At 58.2% G+C, this 18,832-nt stretch carries 19 protein-coding genes; 7 read left to right on the forward strand and 12 right to left on the reverse strand.

The window, feature by feature from the left end; all coding sequences use genetic code 11:
* The 6 genes from QVP03_RS04720 to QVP03_RS04745 form a co-directional block, all read right to left on the reverse strand.
* On the reverse strand, window positions 1-681 hold a 681-nt coding region (locus QVP03_RS04720), incomplete at its 3' end, for an AraC family ligand binding domain-containing protein (RefSeq protein WP_288210644.1).
* A 216-nt stretch (window positions 682-897) separates the two neighbouring features.
* Window positions 898-1,458, reverse strand: a complete 561-nt coding sequence (locus QVP03_RS04725; protein ID WP_022332423.1) for an OmpH family outer membrane protein — start codon at window positions 1,456-1,458, stop codon at window positions 898-900.
* Window positions 1,459-1,485: 27 nt separating this feature from the next.
* Window positions 1,486-1,992, reverse strand: coding sequence for an OmpH family outer membrane protein (locus tag QVP03_RS04730; RefSeq protein WP_018696777.1), 507 nt, complete (start codon window positions 1,990-1,992; stop codon window positions 1,486-1,488).
* A gap of 174 nt (window positions 1,993-2,166) precedes the next feature.
* Complete coding sequence (locus QVP03_RS04735) at window positions 2,167-4,740, reverse strand: BamA/OMP85 family outer membrane protein (protein ID WP_018696776.1); 2,574 nt, start codon at window positions 4,738-4,740, stop codon at window positions 2,167-2,169.
* 26 nt (window positions 4,741-4,766) lie between these two features.
* Entirely contained in the window at window positions 4,767-5,480 is a 714-nt protein-coding gene (uppS, locus tag QVP03_RS04740) for a polyprenyl diphosphate synthase (protein ID WP_022332424.1), read from the reverse strand.
* A gap of 81 nt (window positions 5,481-5,561) precedes the next feature.
* Entirely contained in the window at window positions 5,562-6,440 is an 879-nt protein-coding gene (locus QVP03_RS04745) for an NAD(+)/NADH kinase (RefSeq protein WP_022332425.1), read from the reverse strand.
* A 183-nt stretch (window positions 6,441-6,623) separates the two neighbouring features.
* Between QVP03_RS04745 and QVP03_RS04750 the strand changes: the two genes are divergently transcribed.
* The 3 genes from QVP03_RS04750 to QVP03_RS04760 are packed head-to-tail and all read left to right on the forward strand — an operon-like array spanning window position 6,624 to window position 9,425.
* Entirely contained in the window at window positions 6,624-7,340 is a 717-nt protein-coding gene (locus QVP03_RS04750) for a pyridoxine 5'-phosphate synthase (protein ID WP_022332426.1), read from the forward strand.
* Window positions 7,341-7,357: 17 nt separating this feature from the next.
* Window positions 7,358-8,011 carry a GDSL-type esterase/lipase family protein gene (locus QVP03_RS04755; RefSeq protein ID WP_022332427.1) on the forward strand — a complete coding sequence of 218 codons (654 nt, stop codon included), beginning with the start codon at window positions 7,358-7,360 and terminating at the stop codon, window positions 8,009-8,011.
* 4 nt (window positions 8,012-8,015) lie between these two features.
* Window positions 8,016-9,425, forward strand: coding sequence for a CCA tRNA nucleotidyltransferase (locus QVP03_RS04760; RefSeq protein ID WP_022332428.1), 1,410 nt, complete (start codon window positions 8,016-8,018; stop codon window positions 9,423-9,425).
* A gap of 74 nt (window positions 9,426-9,499) precedes the next feature.
* On the opposite strand, the gene QVP03_RS04765 is transcribed toward QVP03_RS04760, so the two are convergent.
* Both QVP03_RS04765 and QVP03_RS04770 read right to left on the reverse strand, forming a co-directional pair.
* Complete coding sequence (locus QVP03_RS04765) at window positions 9,500-11,221, reverse strand: S41 family peptidase (RefSeq protein WP_022332429.1); 1,722 nt, start codon at window positions 11,219-11,221, stop codon at window positions 9,500-9,502.
* Between the two features lie 69 nt (window positions 11,222-11,290).
* Entirely contained in the window at window positions 11,291-12,250 is a 960-nt protein-coding gene (locus QVP03_RS04770) for a DMT family transporter (RefSeq protein ID WP_256166455.1), read from the reverse strand.
* Between the two features lie 49 nt (window positions 12,251-12,299).
* Between QVP03_RS04770 and QVP03_RS04775 the strand changes: the two genes are divergently transcribed.
* Window positions 12,300-13,253, forward strand: coding sequence for a DMT family transporter (locus QVP03_RS04775; RefSeq protein ID WP_022332431.1), 954 nt, complete (start codon window positions 12,300-12,302; stop codon window positions 13,251-13,253).
* Here QVP03_RS04775 and QVP03_RS04780 read toward each other — a convergent pair.
* The 3 genes from QVP03_RS04780 to QVP03_RS04790 are packed head-to-tail and all read right to left on the reverse strand — an operon-like array spanning window position 13,250 to window position 14,616.
* On the reverse strand, window positions 13,250-13,645 hold the full coding sequence (locus tag QVP03_RS04780) for an acyl-CoA thioesterase (protein ID WP_022332432.1): 396 nt from the start codon (window positions 13,643-13,645) through the stop codon (window positions 13,250-13,252). The two genes, QVP03_RS04775 and QVP03_RS04780, sit on opposite strands and share 4 nt — an antisense overlap.
* A 6-nt stretch (window positions 13,646-13,651) precedes the next feature.
* Window positions 13,652-14,233: an L-threonylcarbamoyladenylate synthase gene (locus QVP03_RS04785; RefSeq protein WP_022332433.1), complete on the reverse strand. Its 582-nt coding sequence runs from the start codon at window positions 14,231-14,233 to the stop codon at window positions 13,652-13,654.
* Between the two features lie 5 nt (window positions 14,234-14,238).
* Window positions 14,239-14,616 (reverse strand): VOC family protein, encoded by a 378-nt coding sequence (locus QVP03_RS04790; RefSeq protein ID WP_022332434.1) that lies wholly within the window; start codon window positions 14,614-14,616, stop codon window positions 14,239-14,241.
* A gap of 151 nt (window positions 14,617-14,767) precedes the next feature.
* On the opposite strand from QVP03_RS04790, the gene QVP03_RS04795 reads away from it, so the two are divergent.
* Entirely contained in the window at window positions 14,768-15,493 is a 726-nt protein-coding gene (locus tag QVP03_RS04795; protein WP_018696764.1) for a YebC/PmpR family DNA-binding transcriptional regulator, read from the forward strand.
* A gap of 144 nt (window positions 15,494-15,637) precedes the next feature.
* Window positions 15,638-16,519: a PHP domain-containing protein gene (locus QVP03_RS04800; protein WP_256166456.1), complete on the forward strand. Its 882-nt coding sequence runs from the start codon at window positions 15,638-15,640 to the stop codon at window positions 16,517-16,519.
* A 210-nt stretch (window positions 16,520-16,729) separates the two neighbouring features.
* Here QVP03_RS04800 and QVP03_RS04805 read toward each other — a convergent pair whose 3' ends face one another.
* On the reverse strand, window positions 16,730-17,383 hold the full coding sequence (locus tag QVP03_RS04805) for a rubrerythrin family protein (RefSeq protein WP_256166457.1): 654 nt from the start codon (window positions 17,381-17,383) through the stop codon (window positions 16,730-16,732).
* 386 nt (window positions 17,384-17,769) lie between these two features.
* Here QVP03_RS04805 and QVP03_RS04810 point away from each other — a divergent pair.
* A partial coding sequence (locus tag QVP03_RS04810) for a site-specific integrase (RefSeq protein WP_288210645.1) occupies window positions 17,770-18,832 on the forward strand: 1,063 nt, incomplete at its 3' end.

The following is an 18,832-nucleotide window of genomic DNA, read 5'->3' on the forward strand; positions in this document are numbered from 1 at the left end:
CGTCGTGAGGTATTTGGGCGTGATGCAGAGTTGTCGGGCATAGAACCCCACGCTGCGTTCGGTGCGGTAGTGTTCGCCCAGCAAGTGCGTGAATTGCTTGAAATATTCTTCGGCCCGGTTGTGTATGGGATTCTGTACTTCGGGATGCTCCGAGAGGTAGTTGTAGAGGACGTCCCCGACCTTGTAGATCGTCGCGGCAATCAGCCCGTTGATGATATCGTACGTGAAATGGGTTTCTTTGCCCCGGGTTTCACGCTCGATCTGCGCGATGAAACTGCGTATCGAGTGGCTTTCCTCGTGCGTGAGCGTCAGGCAGGGGTTGGCTGCGAATTGCAGGAAAAGCTGGAGCAGGTTTTTTGTGTCGATGTTGATGCGGCGCAGGAAATCGGGTGATACGACGATTACGTTGGCCCTGAAATACTCCTCCGACTTGACCTGGAGGATATTCTTCGGGCTGAAGATGAAGATCGAATTTTTCTTCAGCCGGTATTCGTGCAGGTTGAGCGATACGCTGGTTTCGCCTTCCGTGCCGACGCCGATGACGAAGGCGTCGATGCGGCACGGGAACCGGAAAATTTCCATACGGTTGTCGCTGCTGGCCGTGAAGCACTCCCTCATCAGGCCCTGGCGGTTGTCCCCGGACATTTCGATGAGCTGCGACAGCGTGAATGAGTTGATCATAGTTTCTGTGTGTTTTCTGTTCATTTATCCCTTACAGTCGGGCTGAATATAGCAAAAAAACAGTAATTTAAGTTCATTATGTTCGATAATCGAACGAAATGAACAATATAGACTCCTTTCCGTATTTTTCCGGTTGTTTTGCCGGATATGGGCATGAAAAAAGTGCCGGGGAGCCGGCACTTTTTAAGTTTTTATTTTGAGTTTATTCGTCTTACCTTATTTTGCCGCAGGTGCTGCGGGAGCGGCGGGCGTAGCTGCCGGGGCGTCCGTGATACCCAGCTCCTTCTTCACGGCCGGGGCGAGGTCGGTCAGCATGGCCTCATCGAAATAGGCCAGCGACCCCGTCGAGGTATCGAAGACTGCCAGGTAGCTGCCAGCGCTTGCGACCTTGTCGATAGCAGCCTTGGCCTTGTCGATGATCGGGGCCAGCAACTCGTTGTAACGCTTCTGGAGATCCTGCTGTGCAACCTGTTCGAAATCGTTGCGGCGCTGGATGAGGTCATTCAGTTCCTTCTCTTTGAGCTGGCGTACGGCGTCCGACATGGTCGAGAAATTCTTGTTGAACTCCTGGTACTTGTTATTGTATTCGACGACAATGTTCTCCATGCTCTCCTGAAGATCCTTACTGTAAGCTTCGATGTTGGTCTGCATCTCCTTCATTTCCGGCATCACCGAGATAACTTCCTGGGTGTTGATGCGCCCGAATTTCTGTGCGAAGAGCGATGTGGCGCCCATCACGAATACAACCGCAAGGGTTAGTTTGATTGCTTTTTTCATAAATTATCAGTTAATGTTTTGATGATTCTATTTTTTGAGGACGTCGATAACCTGCTGCGTACGGTCTACGCTGGGGTTCGAGTAGAGCAGTGTCGGGTTATTGGCCGAATCGAGCACCACGTCGGCACCTACCTGCTTGGCATAGGCTTCGATCGCGGAGAATACCTGTTTCTGGATCGGCTCGATCATTTCGACACGCTTTTTCATCAGGGTGCCGTCATTGCCGAAGAGTGTTTCCTGATACTCCTGTGCCGCTTTTTCTTTGGCCAGGATGTCGTTTTCCCGAGTTTGGCGCGTCGCGGCCGTGAGCGAGGCTTTCTGGTTCATGTAATTGTTGTAGAGCGTCTCCACTTCGGCGAACTTCGCGTCTACCATATCCTGATATTGTTCGGCCAGTTTGTCCAGCGTGGAAAGCGCAGTGTTGTAGGCGTCGATGGACTTGAAGACCTTTTCGCTGTTTACGATTATGTAGTTCTGGGCAGCCAGTGTGCCAGCCGAGAGAACGAATGCCGCTATTAAAATCAGACGTTTCATAATCCTTTGTGTTTTAAGTTAATATTCAGCCGGTTTCCCGGAACGGTGCTATAAATATAACTATTTTCTTTCAAATTTATTGCCACACTGCGCTTTATTTGCGCTTCCCGTATGTTTGCCCGGAAAGCCGGCTGGGGAGTTGCCCTCCCGCTGGCCGCCCCGCCGTGCCGCGGTTTAGAACTGCTGGCCCAGTACGAAGTGGAACTGGCTGCCGCTCTTCTTGGTCGAACCTGCCGGGGCGTCGAATCCGTAGCCCCAGTCGATACCCAGCATACCCACCACCGGCAGGTAGAGGCGGACACCGAAGCCGGCCGAACGCTTGATCTTGAAGGGCGAGAACTTCTTCCACGATTCGAACGCATTACCGCCTTCGAGGAAGCCCAGTACATAGATCTGCGACGAGGGTTTCAGGATGACCGGGTAGCGCAACTCGGCCGTGTATTTGTTGTAGCCGACCGAATAGTCGCTCGTGGGGTCGAGTGCCCCGTCTTCGTAACCGCGCATCGAGATGATGTCGATACCGTATATATTATACCCCGACATACCGTCGCCGCCGACCTCGAAACGCTCGAAAGGCGAAACCTTGTGTTTATTGTAGTTACCCAGGTAACCCATCTCGGCCTTGAGCATCAGCACCAGGTTCGAGTTTTTCGTCAGCGCCTGAAACCACTGTGCCTTGAACTGCCATTTGTGGAACTCTACCCAGCGGTAACGCTCCTGGTTGGCCTTGTCGGCGGTCGTGCTGTTCGTGCTGTTGGCCAGTTGTTCGAGTTTCTTGTAATCCTTGCCGTCCCAGAGCGAGTAGGGGGGCGTGAACTGCACCGAAGCGCTGAACTCCGAACCGCGGCGCGGATAGATCGGCTGGTCGACCGAGTTGCGGGCGAATACGAGTTTGAGCGAAAGCAGGTTGGCCGCACCGTTGGTCATGCCGAACGTGTTCCAGTTCTTGAGCGAGAAACGTTCGTAGCTGGCTTCGCCGTAGAGCGTGAAATAGGGGTCGGGCCAGTTCAGACGCTTACCCAGACCGGCTGCCACGCCGTACGTGCGGAAATACTGCGTACTCTTCTGCCATACGTAGTAGGCGTTGTTCTGCTCGGAGAAATGCGCCGAGATCGTGAACGAGTTGGGCTTCTTGCCGCCGAGCCACGGGTCGGTGAAACTCAGGGCGAAGGCCTTGTAATAGGTACCGTTGGTCTGGGCCGATAACGACAGACGCTGGTTCTGTCCCATCGGGTAGGGGCGCCATGCGCCTTTTTTGAAGAAATTTTTGACCGAGAGGTTGTTGAGCGTGATGCCGACCGAACCCACGAACGTACCGGAACCCCAGCCGCCCGCGATGTTGAACTGGTCGGATGCCTGCTCCTCGAGCGGCCAGTTGACGTTGACAAGCCGGTCGGATACCGGTTTGATGTCGGGCATGATCGTTTCGGGGTTGAAATGCCCCATCGAACCGAGCGTGCGGATGGTCTGCATCAGCAGCGAGCGGTCGTAGAGTTCGCCCGGGAAGGTGCGCAGCTCGCGGCGGATGACCTCGTCGTCGACGCGCTGGTTGCCCGTGATGCCCACCTCGTTGATCTGGAACTGCTTGCCCTCGAATACCTTGACCTCGATGTCGATCGAGTCCGGGCCGATGATCGTCTCGGCGGGTTCGATCTGCGACATCAGGTAGCCGTTGTTCTGGTAGAGCGACGAGACGGACATCGCCTCGGGGTCGGTTTCCTTGCCGATGCCCAGTCGTTTGTGCATCGACTTTTTGTCGTAGGTGTCGCCCTTGCTCACGCCGAACATCTGCTGCAGGTCGTTGGTTTCGTAGACCGAGTTGCCGACCCACGATACGTTGCGGATGTAGTATTTGTTGCCTTCCGAGACTTCGAGGTCGATGCCCAGCCGCTTGTCGTTGATCGGGTAGATCGAATCGCGTACGATCGTGGCGTTACGGTAACCGCGCGAGTTGTAGAAGTCGATCAGGAGGTCTTTGTCCTCTTCGTAATCGTTTTCGTTGAGCTTCGCCCCGCGGAAAATGTTGATGCTCTTCTGGTGGGTCTTCTTGAAGGTACGGCGCAGGCGTTTGTCCTTGAACTGTTCGTTGCCCGTGAAATTGATCTTGCCGATCTTGACCTTGTTCTTGCGGTCGATGAGGAACGTGACGTTCACCATCTGCGGGCGCAGCGTGTCGTTGGTGATGCGCACGTCCACCTCCGTATTGCGGAAGGCTTTTTCCGACCAGTAGGCCTTGATGAGTTTTTTGTTCTTGTCGATGATATAATCCGACAATTCGCTGCCCCGCTTGAGTTTGAGCTTCTCCAGCAGGTCTTTCTTCTTGCCCTTCGAGATGCCTTCGAAATCCCAGTTGTTGACACGGGGACGCTCCTTGAGGAAAACCTCCAGGTCGAGGCTGTCGCCTTCGATCTGGGCACCGATCTTCACGTCGGAGAAGAACCGCTGGCTCCACAGGCGCGAAATGGCATTGGCGATGAAATTGCTGGGCAGGTAGATCGAGTCGCCTGCGATCAGCCCGGCCGAGGATTTGAGAATGTCGGAATTGAGGTACTGCACACCGTGGATATTGATGTCGCGGATGTAGTAGAGCTTCTGGGGGTCATCCTGCCGCATCATGGGGGCGTTTTCCGGGAATGCGGGCTTCGACGAGGCCGCGGTGTCTGCAGGATTCTGTTCCTGGGCGAATATATTCGTGCAGCATAACACGAAGGTCACGGCTGCCGTGAATATCTTACCGAAATAATTCATCTATTTTAATCTAATCTTTACTTCATCTATTTAACCAGCCCGAAACGTCGGTCGCGGCGGGCGTATTCCTCCATTGCCCGGTCGAACTCCTCTTCGGTGAAATCGGGCCACAGCACCTCCGGAAAATAAAGTTCGGCATAGGATGCCTGCCAGAGCAGGAAATTGCTCAACCTGCATTCGCCGCTGGTGCGGACGACCAGATCGGGGTTCGGGTAGGGCGCCGTGTCGAGCGAAGCGCTGACCGTCCCCTCGGAGATCTCCTCCGGGGCGAGCTCTCCGGCTGCGACCCGTGCGGCGATGCGCTGCACGGCGCGCGTGATCTCGCTGCGCGACGAATAGTTGAGCGCAAGGATCAGCGTCAGCGTCTTGCCCCCGGCCGTCCGTTGCTCGGCTTCGCAGAGGTAGCGCTGCACCTTTTCCGAAAATCGCGTGCGGTCGCCGATCATCCGGATCTCCACCCCCTGGCGGATCAGTTCCGGGGTTTCGTTGACCACGCTCTTGCAGAAAAGCTCCATCAGCGCGTCGACCTCCTGCGCGGGACGCCCCCAGTTTTCGGTCGAGAACGCATAGAGCGTCAGGTACCTGACGCCCCAGCGTGCCGCTGCGCGCAACGATGCCCGGACAGGCTCCACACCTGCAACATGGCCTTCGTAACGCTCCTTGCCGCGCAGCTCGGCCCAGCGGCCGTTGCCGTCCATGATGATGGCGACGTGTTGGGGTATGCGATTCTGCTCGCTCATATTAGGGCACAAATATAGGGAATTAAAATGAAAATCTACCTACTTTACTGAACAACTTTACACCGATTTAAGACAAGGGCTTCAACTGCGGATGTCGATGCCCCACATCATTTTATTCCGTAACGTGTCATAAAATGATATATTGTGCGGTACGGCCAGAAAAATCTTCTGATCGGCGCGTTTTATCGTGAAGGCCGCTTCCTGCCCGATGGCGTACACACGGCTGTCGAGGGTGACGAATGCGTCGGAGCGCCGCGCGTCGACACGGAGCGTGATCGTGGCCGAGTCGGGGATGACTACGGGGCGCATCGTGAGGTTGTGCGGAGCCAGGGGGGAAATCACCAGGCAGGCGCATGTCGGGGCTACGACGGGGCCTCCGGCGCTGAGCGAGTAGGCCGTCGACCCCGTGGGGGTCGAGACGATCACGCCGTCGCCGTGGTAGGTGGCCACCATCTGCTCGTCGACGTAGGTTTCGACCGAGATCATGCCGGCGCCGTGGCGCTGTACGGTGAATTCGTTGAGCCCCAGCTCCGTGTCGGGCTGCTCGGCATAGTCGCCCGTGGCTTCGATCATCGAGCGGGGCTCGGTGGTGAGGCGTCCTGCCGCTACCTCTTCGAAGATCAGGTTCAGCCCGGCGCTCGGGGCGCTGGTCAGGAACCCGAGGTGCCCGGCATTGATGCCCATGACGGGGATCGGGGCGCCGCAGAGGCGGTGTACGCCTTCGAGCAGCGTGCCGTCGCCGCCGTAACAGACCATCAGGCTGTCGGCGGGCTGCTGCCCGATGCATTGCCCGTAGACTTTTTCGGGCGGGATCTGCATGCCCGTGAGTTCGGTGACGAGGGGGGCGAACTCCTCGTTGACGGCGTAGTCGAACCCGAAAAGGCGGAGTGCATCGAACAATTGGCATATCTCGGCTGCGGTGTGGGAGAGCTGCCTGCGGGAAAAAAGTATGATTTTCATCGGCGGAGTTTCGAAAAAATAAGTAACTTTACCACGTCAAGACGACATCCGGGAGCCGTTCGTGCCCCCGTGCGGATCGGCCGGCGCGGTCGGGTTCAACATCGGGACGGCATGGTTCGTGCTCCGCCTGGGGCTTTATACAAGCGGCTTGTGCCGTCATTACGTGCAAATATAGCGAATTTTATGACAAAGTTAAGTGTAAACATCAATAAGATTGCCGTGGTGCGCAATTCGCGGGGCGGCAACATGCCCGATGTGGTTCGCGCAGCCCTTGATATCGAGCGTTTCGGCGCCGACGGCATCACGGTGCATCCGCGCCCCGACGCCCGGCATATCCGTTACGACGACGTGCGCGACCTGAAGTGTGTGCTAACTACCGAACTCAACGTCGAGGGCAACCCCATCCCGAGTTTCGTCGACCTCGTGCTGGAGGTCGTCCCGGCCCAGGTGACCCTGGTGCCCGATGCGCATGACGCCATTACGTCGAATGCCGGGTGGGATACGCTCGCCAACCGGGATTTCCTGACCGGGGTCGCGGCGCGGTTCCACGAAAAGGGGATCCGGGTTTCGGTCTTCGTCGATCCCGACCCTGCGATGGTCGCCGGTGCGAAGGCTTGCGGCGCCGACCGCGTGGAGCTCTATACCGAAGCCTATGCCCGCGAGTACCCTGCAGGTGCCGACGCCGCGCTGGCACCCTACCTGGCTGCTGCCGAAGAGGCGCGCCGCCAGGGGCTGGGGCTGAACGCCGGGCATGACCTCAGCCTGGAAAACCTGCGCTTCTTCGTCGGCCGCATCCCGTGGACGGACGAGGTGTCGATCGGCCATGCGCTGATCTGCGATGCGCTCTACTACGGGCTGGAAAACACCGTGCAGCTTTATAAACGTGAACTTAAATATTAAAAAAATAGAAGCCGGATATGAAAAAAGCCATTCTCTTTGCCGCGGCTCTGTTCGTCGCGGTCGCATCGTTCGCCCAAAACGAATACAACTATCAGAAACGCAGTCTTTTCGAACAGTTGCCGATCCGAGGTAACGACATCGTTTTCCTCGGGAACAGCATCACCGACGGCTGCGAGTGGGCCGAGTTGTTCAACAACCGCCATATCAAGAACCGCGGTATCAGCGCCGACCGTTCAGGGTGGCTGCTCGACCGCCTCGACCCGATCGTCAACGGCCATCCCAAGAAACTGTTCCTGATGATCGGCACCAACGACCTGGCGGCCGGTGTGTCGCCCGAGGAGGTAGCCGCCAACATCGGAAAATTACTCGACCGCTTCGCCGAGGAGTCGCCCTGGACGAAGATCTACGTACAGAGCATTCTCCCCGTGAACGGCGTGGATACCAAGGCCAAAGCCAAGAATCACTGGAAAAAGGGTGCCGAGATCATCGAGGCCAACAAACTGATCGAAGCGCTTTGCGAAGGCCGCAAGAATGTGCTCTACATCGACGTCTATTCGGCCTTGGTCGACCAAAAGGGGATGCTCGACAAACGCTATACGAACGACGGGCTGCACCTGATGGGCGAGGGGTATCTCGCCTGGAAAGAGGTCATTGAGAAATACGTGAAATAGCCGCGTGCCGCTGTCGAACCCCATATTCCGGAAAATTTCGCGTATCGCCGGCGAGCAGGGTGTGCGGGCCTTTGTCGTCGGCGGTTACGTGCGCGACCACTACCTTCGCCGCCCTTCGACCGACATCGACGTGGTCGTCGTGGGGAGCGGGATCGCCCTGGCCGAAGCGTTGGGGCGCGAGTTGCATACCAAAGTGTCCGTTTTCAAGACTTTCGGCACGGCGATGCTCCGTGCCGGGGGAATCGAGGTCGAATTCGTGGGCGCCCGCAAGGAGTCTTACACGCACGATTCGCGCAAGCCGCAGGTCGAGGCCGGGACGCTGGAAGACGACCAGCGCCGCCGTGACTTTACGATCAATGCGATGGCGTGGTCGCTCGATGCCGATTCGTTCGGCGAGTTGGTAGACCCGTTCGACGGGATGTACGACCTGGAGGAGTGCATCATCCGTACGCCGTGCGACCCCGACATCACCTTCTCGGACGACCCCCTGCGCATGATGCGTGCCGTGCGTTTCGCCTCGCAGCTGGGCTTCACGATCGAGGAGGAGACCTTCGATGCCATCCGCCGCAATGCGCCGCGGATCGGGATCGTATCCCGGGAGCGCATTGCCGCCGAACTCAACAAGATCGTCCTGTCGCCCGTCCCGTCGATCGGCTTCGAACTGCTGGAGGCGACCGGGTTGCTGGAGCGGATATTCCCCGAGCTGCATAACCTCAAAGGGGTCGAGAAACGCGGCGCCCATGCGCATAAGGACAATTTCGTCCATACGCTCAAGGTGCTGGACAACGTCGCCCGGCACAGCGACGACCTGTGGCTGCGCTGGGCCGCCGTGCTGCACGACATCGCCAAGCCGCTGACCAAGGCCTACGACCCGAAGGCCGGCTGGACGTTCCACGGGCACGAGGTCGTGGGATCGAAGATGGTGCCCGGGATTTTCCGGCAGTTGAAACTGCCCCTGAACGAGCATATGAAATTCGTGCAGAAGATGGTTTTCCTGCACCTGCGGCCGATCATCCTTTCGGAGGATATGGTCACCGACTCGGCCGTGCGCAGGCTGCTGTTCGAAGCCGGGGACGATGTGGAAAAACTGATGACCCTGTGCGAGGCCGACATCACGTCGGGCATCGACGCCAAGGTGAAGCGCTACCTGGCCAATTTCGGGCTGGTACGCCGCAAGATGAAAGACCTCGAGGAGCGTGACCGTATCCGCAACTTCCAGCCTCCGATCACGGGCGAGGTCATCATGCAGACCTACGGCATCGGGCCGTGCCGTGCGATCGGCGACATCAAGGAGGTCATCAAGAACGCAATCCTCGACGGGGAGATTCCCAACGACTACGACGCGGCCTATGCCCTGATGGAGCGGCTGGCCGCGGAAAAGGGATTGACCAAAACCGCGGCCCGGAACACGTAGGAACGCTGCCGCCCCGTCGTTGTATTAAAATAAAAAAGGTCGAGTTTTCCGCTCGGCCTTTTTTATTCGCCGGATTATATTTTGGCTGCCGGGTCGTAAGCCCCGGTGGCGATTATTTCGAGGGCTTTTTCCAGGATTTCGTCGCGTCCGGCCTGTAAGCCCGGGACTGTGGCATAAACCGGGACGTCGATCCGAACGCCTGCGCGCTGGGTGTTCGTGCCGTCGGGATAGAGGACGCCCAGCCCGGAGAAATATCCGAAATCGCCCCCGGGCATTACGAGTGCCGAAATGTTGCCGTCGGCGCCTGCCGTTTGCGTGCCGACGACCGTGCAGCGCGGTGTGGCCTGGAATGCCATGGCAGTATATTCCGCCTGGCTTTGGGTCGATGAGTCTACCAGCACGATGACGCGCCCTTTGTAGTAATCGGGATTCTCCGCGACGGCGGGATTGTCCGGGTTTACGAAGAGGGAGTCCTGCAACTCATGGAATACTCCGGGCAGTGCGCCGGTCGGCGCAAGCCAGATGACGTGCGGCGACGTACGGGGCATGAAGTAGCGGCCGATGAAGTCGAAGATCATGAACTCGCGGGGATAGCAGCGCAGATCGACGATCAGGGCCTTCGTATCCCGGAATTTTTCCATAATCCGGGCGCCGTCCGCTTTGGTGTAGTTAACCCCCGTCATGTAACCTATGCCGTCGGCAACCATGCGTATGTTGGCGGTGTCGAGCATGCGCTCCGTGATGTAGGGGCTCCAATCCATGACACTGCGCGTCGCAATCCGTTCCGTCAGCCGCCGGCCGTCGCGCACCAGCTCCACGGCGGCCGTATCCCGGTGGGAACAGACCATACACATGGCCGTCATGTAGTTGCGGTTCTCGGCGTTGGATGCGGCTTCGAAACGGGCAAGCCCGTCGTGCGTGCTTTTCCATCCGCGGCCGTCGATCGAGAGGATTTCGTCGCCCTTGCGCAGCGGGCCGTCGGCGATTACGAAGACCCGGTCTTCGGCGTTGCGCACCTCCGCCGGAACGGTGTTGTAACCGAACATATTGTATCTGACCAAGGCTGAATGCGAATCGCACAGCTCCCGCAGGAGCATGGCCTGGTTCGGGTTGCCGGGTGTTTGCCCGGGTATGAAAAGCGGAATGTATTTTTCCGGGATTTCGCCCCACGGGGTATCGGTAAGGTTACGGTTGGGGGAGAAATATTCGATGACGTTCCAGAAGCGGAACAGGAACAGCATCCGGTAACCGCAGTCGTCGGACGAACCGGCAGTGCTTTCGTTTCGCATCACGAAATTTCCTGCGTTTGCTGTAAAATCCGTGTAGCGGTTTGCTTCGCGTTTGGCGTAGCGCAATTCCCGCAGGAGGCGCGGGAGGGTGTTGCCTAACCGTGCCGAGTCGTCCATCCAGAGCAGGTCGGCTGTCCGGGTGCATTTCACTGTTTTCAGGGCTTCGTCGTATTCCGCCTTGTCGGTGTTGAACCGTCCGAGCCCCTTTACCCATTCGGAAAGGACTTTGTTGCGTTTGGCCGGGGTGGCTTTGGCGACTTGCGGCAAGAGCCCGAAAAGCTCATAATCGACATTGAGGGTCGAATCGGCGAAAACGGGATGGTGGTACTTGACGTAACCCCATACACGGCAGGTGACACCGAGGTTTTCGATGACCTGCGGATCCCGGGCGTCGAGGGAGTCGAGTGTGAAGCCCGAAGAGACGGAATAGTCGGGGTAGTGTTTGGGCTGCATGGAAGAGCAGCATGCACAACAGATCGTTGCGGCGAGGAGCAGGAGGGATTTCATGTCAGTGAGAGGTCGGTTTCCTGCAAAACGGGAACAATCAGTAATTTAGTATTTTCGGCAGCCGGTTTTTTATGCCCGGGGCCGATTTTCCGGAGCCTGTCCCGCCGCGGCCCTCTCCGCATCCAGTTGTGCCCGCGATTTCGACTTGGTAACCAGCCATACCCCGGCGAAGACGCACAGGGCGGCGACGCCTTTCGTAAAGCCGAAGGTGTCGAGCCCGACGGCGACGGTGAACAGCACCGCCACGAGGGGCTGCACATAGTTGTACATCGACACGACGGTCGGGCGCAGGTAACGCTGCCCGATCGGCACCATGAAATAGGAGAGGAAGGTCGAGCAGACCACCACATAGCCGATGCCTGCCCAGGTGCGGGGTGCAAGCGCGGCGTAGTCCACCCCTGCGAGCGGCCGGTAGTAGATCGCCACGGCGGCGACGGCGGCGAAGAGGAACATCCATTTCATCGTCGTCACGGGGGAATACTTGACGATCACGTTGCGGAATGCCGTGAGGTAGGTGGCATAGCTGACAGCGCTGATGACGCACAGTACGTCGCCCGCCACGCTCGACGTGCCGCCCGTGCCGTGCCTGCTGACGAGGATCAGCAGCAGCGCCCCGCCGCAGCCGAGCAGTACGCCGCCCGCCTTGAGCCAGGTGATCGGCTCGCGCAGGAACAGCGTCGCCAGCACCATGGTGAGTACGGGGACGATGGTGGCGATGATCGAGGTGTCGATGGGCGAGGTGAGCGAAAGGCCCCAGAGGAAAAGCATCTGGTTGAGCTGGATGCCGAACACCGAGGCGAACAGCAGCAGCACGATGTCGCGCGGGGCAACTTTCTCCCTGGGCAGGAAGAGCGATACCGTCCAGAACAACAGGCAGGCGCCCAGCATACGGTATACGCTCAGTGCGAACGGATTGACTCCCTGCGGGTGCGTTTCCGACCAGAGTACGCTTTTGCCGATCGGTGCGTTGAGGCCCCAGATGATATTCGCGACCCAAAGGGCCGCATGCCCTTTCAGTTTTCCGTCCATACGCTTGCGGGATTGACGCGGCAAATATAGGTAAAATTTGGTGTAATAATTGCCCGGATGGATCTTTGTGAGTAAAACGCGCTATAATCTCGACCTGGTATTTGCCAACATCTTTTTCGGGGCGAACTTTTCATTCTATGTCTCGCTCACGCGCAATTACCTCGATTTCCAGCAGATATTCATGTTGCAGGTGCTTTCGGGCGCGATTTTCTTCATCCCGTTCGCCCTTTTTTCGAAGCAGTCTTTCCGCATCCGGTGGCGCGACGCGGGCAACATACTGGTCGTCACCATGCTAATTGTCTACGGTTGGATGTACATGCTGCTCTGGGGATCCTCCTACACCTCGCCCATCGACGCCTCGATCATTTCGACGCTCGGCCCGGCCGTGACGCTGATCATGGATCACATCATGCACCCGCACAAATATATCAAGGCGCGGGTCGTGGGTGTCGTCTGTGCGTTGGCGGGGGCTGCGGTGCTGCTCTTCGACCACGGCTTCGTGCTCACGCACGGCAGCCGCGCCTACGGCAATGCGCTGGTGCTCGTCGCGGTGGTGGCGATCGCCATCAATACGGTCATTATCAAGCCCCAGCTCGAACGGCTGGGAACGCTGGTCGTGATGGGGTGGTATTACATCGTCGGACTGGCCGTGACAGCGCCGTTCTTCTGGAAATACGTCGACCATACGCAATTCCTGCGCCTGCCGTTGCAGGCACAGGCCGAACTGGCCTACATCCTGATCCTGGGGACGGTGTTGCCGATGTACCTGCTCTACCGGGGCACCGAGAAACTGACTTCGGTGCATACGGCCCTGTACCGCTATATCCAGCCCGTCATCGCCGGCATCCTGGCCATCGTTCGCGGGCAGGCGGTGTTCGATGCCGCCAATATCGTGGCGCTGGCCTTCATCTTCGCGGGGGTCGTCCTGGTGGTGATCGGGTATAAATACTATGTCCGCCACGGGCTCCCGCCCGTGGGGCACGACGGGCGGCTGCGCGCTTAGTCCGCGAGCAGCCTCGTGCGCCATGCCTCGGGCACGGGCATGCTCAACTGCCTGGCGAAGTCGAAGGCGACCATCACCGAACGGCTCTCGCTGCGCACCCGGCCGTCGACGACGAGCTGCTGGAACAGCGTGAGGCTTTTGTTGCCGATCTTCTCGCAGGTCGTGGTGACGCGCACCCGGTCGTGGAGGCGGATCTGCCCCATGTAGGAGGTCGACGTCGAAACGGTGATGATGCGCAGGTCGCCCAGCAGCACTTCGTCGCCGAGCACCTGCTCGTAGTATTCCATCTTCCCCACGTCGAAATACATCTGCTGCGAGACGTTGTTGACGTGTTGGAACGGGTCTACGTCCGAAAACCGTTTCTGGATCTCTGTTTCGAGTACCTTTGCCATTTGTCGTTATTCGCGGATGATTTTCACTTCGCCGCCCTCGCCGAAGGCGATGATCGCCGAAGCCTTTTTCGTGGGCTTGCCTTCGAAACGGGGGTTGACGACGAAATCGACACCGTCGACCACCTCGCGCGACACCCCGGCGAGCCCTGCGGGCGTCGCTTCGCCCGAAATGTTGGCCGAGGTCGAAACGATCGGCCTGCCCAGCCCGCGGAGCATCCGCTGGCAGAAGGCGTGGTCGGGGATGCGCACGCCCAGTGTCCCTTCCTCGGGAATCAGGTTCCCGGCAACGCCCACGGCACCCGGGAGGATCGCCGTCAGGGGGCTGGTCGCCAGTTCCATCACCTCGAAGGCGATGCCCGGTGCCCGGTTGACGTAGCGCACGACCATGTCGGCCGAGGCGCACAGCACGAGCATCGACTTCTTGTTTTCGCTCCGCTTGAGTTTGTAGATGCGTTCCACGGCCTCGGCGTTGGTCGCGTCGCAGCCCAGTCCCCAGACCGTATCGGTCGGGTAGAGGATGAGCCCGCCCTCTTTGAGCACGCGGACGGCCTCGTCGGCCTCGCGCTGCAATTCGTTGTTGTTCTGCATGTCGGTTATTTTGCGGGCAGTATTTCGATCCAGTAGTCGTCGGGGTCGTTGATGAAGTAGAGCCCCATCTCGTGGTTTTCGTAGCAGATGCAGCCCAGCGCACGGTGGTATTCGCGCACGGCGTCGTAGTCGCCCGCCACGCGCATGCACAGGTGGCTCTCGTTCTCCCCCAGTTCGTAGGCCCCGGTGTGGTCGCGCAGCCAGGTCAGTTCGAGTCGGAATCCCGTCTGCCCGTCGCCCAGATAGGCCAGTACGAAACTCCCGTCGGCAGCCTCCTTGCGGCCGGTCTCTTTCAGCCCCAGGGCCTTGCCGTAAAACTCCAGGCTCTTCGCGAGGTCGGTGACGTTGATGTTGAAATGGTCGAATCGGCTCTTGATTTCCATGGTTCCCAAATTTTGTACGCTGCAAAATTACACAATTATCGTGAAATCCGCATACGCCCCGCGTATATATAAATTTTATCTATAATTCTTATTTTTTAATGCTTAATTTTATACCTTTGCACCACGAATAAAATAATAACGAAAAATTCATATGGGAAGAGCATTTGAGTATCGCAAGGCGCGTAAACTGAAGCGCTGGGGACACATGGCCCGCGTGTTTACCAAGATCGGTAAGGAAATCGAGATCGCCGTCAAGGCCGGGGGCCCCGATCCTTCGGGCAATACCCGCCTGCGTATCCTGATGCAGAACGCCAAGGCCGAGAACATGCCCAAGGAGAACGTCGAGCGTGCCATCAAGCGTGCCACCGAGAAGGACGCCGCCGATTACAAGGAGGTGATCTACGAAGGCTACGGCTCGCACGGCATCGCCTTCCTCGTGGAGACTGCGACCGACAATACCAACCGCACGGTGGCCAACGTCCGCATGTATTTCAACAAGTGCGGCGGTACGCTGGGCAACAGCGGCAGCGTGGCTTTCATGTTCGACCATAAATGCGTCTTCAAGTTCCATGCGGCCGAAGGTGCCGACATGGAGGAGCTGGAGCTCGAAATGATCGACCTGGGTGTCGACGAGTTCTATCCCGAGGAGGACGGTGTGACGGTATACGCTCCCTACGAATCCTTCGGGGCGATCCAGAAATGGCTCGACGACAAGGGCTACGAAATCGTGTCGGGCGAGTCGGTCTACCTGCCGACCGACACCAAGGAGCTCGATGCCGAAGGGCGCGAGTCGATCGAGAAACTCGTCGAGAAGCTCGAAGAGGACGACGACGTGACCAACGTATACCATAATATGAAAGAGGTGGACGAGGAGTAGCCGCCGTTTCATGCCCGATATCTTTTCGCCCCGGAAGCCTGTTTTTCCGGGGCGGATTTTTTTTCGCCGCCGCTTTATTTCCTACCTTTACGCACGGGGAGGCCATAAACGGGCTCCCGGAATGAGATGGAACACAGGATCGGTATGGATTTGCACATCCACTCCGCTTACAGCAGCGACGGCGAAATCCCTGTCGCGGGTATTGCGGAGCGGTGTGCGGCTTCGGGGACGGCGATATTCTCGCTGACGGATCACAATTGCGTGCGGGGGCTGGACGAAGCCGCCGGGTGCGCGTCGAAGGCTGGGCTGGGATTTGTGCCCGGCATCGAGGTCGATTGCAATTTCGAAGGCACCGACCTGCACCTGCTGGGATACGGCATCGACTGGCGTTCCCGGGATTTCGCGTCGTTGGAGGAGGACGTTGCGGCGAAGGTCACGGAGGCATTCGGGGAGACGATCCGCCGGCTCCGCAAGCTGGGGTTTGCGGTCGACGGGGCGGCGGTGCTTGCGGCTGCGGGCGGGAAGCTGCCCACGCTGGAACTGGTCGCCGAAGTGATGCTGTCGGATGCGGCGTACGACACGCCGTTGCTGGCTCCCTACCGCGAAGGCGGAGCGCGGGGCGATATGCCCTACATCAACTTTTACCTGGATTACGGGGCGCAGGGGCGGCCTGCGTTCGTGCCTGTCGATTTCATGGATTACCGGGATGCCGTCGCCGTGATCCGGGACAACGGCGGCGTGCCTGTGGTGGCACATCCCGGGCTCAATTTCCGGGGCAGGGAGCGTGTCGCCGAGAGGTTGCTCGACTTCGGGGCCGAGGGGCTGGAGGTCTTCAATAACTACCACGATACAACGCAGATCGGCTATTTCGCCCCGCTGGTTCAGCGGCGCGGTGCGCTTATGACGTGCGGAAGCGATTTCCACGGCAAGACCAAGCCGTTGATTGGCATCGGGCAGTTCAGGTTCGACGACCGGTTCGAATCTTACCTCCGGGCATCCGCCGCCCGGCTTCCGGTGCTTCCGTAAAGTGGCGGCAGCCCCTCCTTTCGTGGCTGTGCTGCGGTTCCGCCACGCCCCGGTGTCATTTGCGGTTCCGGCCTCCGGTGCCATTCCCCCGGCTCCACTCCCCGATTCATCCCCCGATTCCATCCCCGGTTCCGTCGGCTGCGGTCGGTCGGCGCGGCATGTCTGCCCCCCCCCATATGCAACTTGCTACCGGCCGTATTAGTGCCTGTATCACTCCCCGATGCGGACGAACTCCCGGCCGTCGGTCAGGCATTGCGGACAGAACGGGTCGCAATATTCCGCTGCATAGATATTCCCGCAGACGGGGCATATCCGGTAGCCGGCTTCATGCCCGGTCTCGCCTGTGGCAATATACCTCGCCATCAATGCCCTATGGCGGACATCCCCCGCCTTTGACCAGATCAGCACCCGGGCCGCATAGCGGTTGCCTGCGGCGAGTGCCCGGTCGATCTCCCCGGCGTGCAGTGCGTCGGGCGTGCGGCGTTCGTAGTCGATGCTCCGTTGCAGGTTCTGGTCGGTCGTGCCGCGGAAAACCGTGACCTTCTCCGGCGGGGTGTAGCGGCCGCCGAGCCGCACGATCGCGTTGGCGCAGTTGTATTCATGGAGGCGAGCCGAGAAGGCCATCGCCCGGAACAGCTGTTCCGCGCCGGGCCGCTGTTCCGCCCGGGCGGTCTCTGCGAAATGGTCGTACTGCTTCGATTTGATGTGTTTTTGGCGACAGCAGGCGTCCAGGTCGGCCAGCGTCTCCGTCCATTGCCGGCGATGCGGTGCCCGCTGCCCGCGCAGTGCCGCGAAGTATATCCAGACGAGGATGCCTGTCGATACCACGAACAGCAGCAGAATCAATAACGGACGTACTTTCATAATTTTACGGTGGGGGTGATACCCGTACCGGGCTGATTGCCCGGGTGCATTTTTTATGCCATACCGTTCCTGCGTGCCCTCCCGTCCGGTTTCCGGGGCAAAATAAAATGCGGAACCCCGAAAGGTTCGGTATTTGTAGGTAAAGAGAAGTGCAGGAAAGAGTAAATATCTTGTTTACAGGTGTTTAATTCTCTGTTCTGCATCTGTTCCGAGCAATAAAAAAGCAGAATCGGGCAGGTTTGACGGTGAGTTGTGTTACTTATCCGTTACCTGCCCGAAATACTTTGATTTGCATCAAAACATTCGTTTTCAGTTCGTTGCATCGAATTACCGCATACCAAATAACTTGACTTAACGTTTAACAAATCCTCAAAGTTCAGGTTATTATGCAACGCAGCACTTTCAAAGTCCTTTTCTATGTGAAGAGGCAGTCCGAGAAATCGGGTCAGGTTCCCGTTATGGGCCGCATCACAATCAACGGTACGATGTCGCAGTTCAGCTGCAAACTCTCAGTTCGTTCTTCTCTCTGGGACGCCAAGGCTAACAAGGCTGCCGGCAAAAGTCTCGAAGCCCAGCGCATCAACGAAAAACTGGAAAATATCAAAACCAATATCGGCAAGCAGTACCAACGTCTCTGCGACCGTGATTCATACGTTACGGCCGAAAAGGTCCGCAACGCTTTCCTCGGTATGGGTGACGACTGCCGCCTGCTGTTGCAGACCTTCGACGAATACCTTGCAGATTTCCGCAAGCGCGTGGGCAAAGACCGCGCTTATTCCAGTTATGAGGACTACTGCAAACGCCGCCGCCGTCTTGCCTCCTTCCTCGAATACGAATATCATGTCAAGGATATTGCGTTCAAAGAACTGAAGCGGGAGTTTATCGAAAAGTTTGTGGTCTACCTCTCCTCAGTACAAGGGATGCGTTCCGGGACGATCCATTCTACGCTCAAAAAACTGAAGCTGATGACCTATACGGCGTATAAGAACGGCTGGATTGCCGCCGATCCTTTCGCAGGTTTCTACGTGAGGCCGGAGTACTCGGAACGGCGTTACCTCTCGGCTTCGGAATTGCAGGCCGTCATGGACGTCCGACTGCCCAATTACCGGACGGGCATCAACCGGGATGCCTTCGTCTTCTGTGCCTTTACAGGCCTGAGCCATGCGGACGTGGTGAAACTTACCCACGCAGATATTTATACGGACGATAACGGGGATCGGTGGATTATCGACAGGCGCCAGAAAACGGGTACGCAGTTCCGGGTCAAACTGCTTCCCGTCGCCGCAATGCTCTACGACCGTTATAAGGACATGCATCTCTCGGGAGACCGGGTCTTCCCGCTCAAAGGCACCTATAATACGTTGAACATGTCATTACGGCATGTTGCCAGACACGCCGGTCTGTCGTTCAACCCCACGATCCACCTCGCGCGGCATACCTTCGCCACGA

It is taken from the genome of Alistipes sp. CAG:29 (assembly GCF_000435435.1).
GTDB lineage: Bacteria > Bacteroidota > Bacteroidia > Bacteroidales > Rikenellaceae > Alistipes > Alistipes onderdonkii.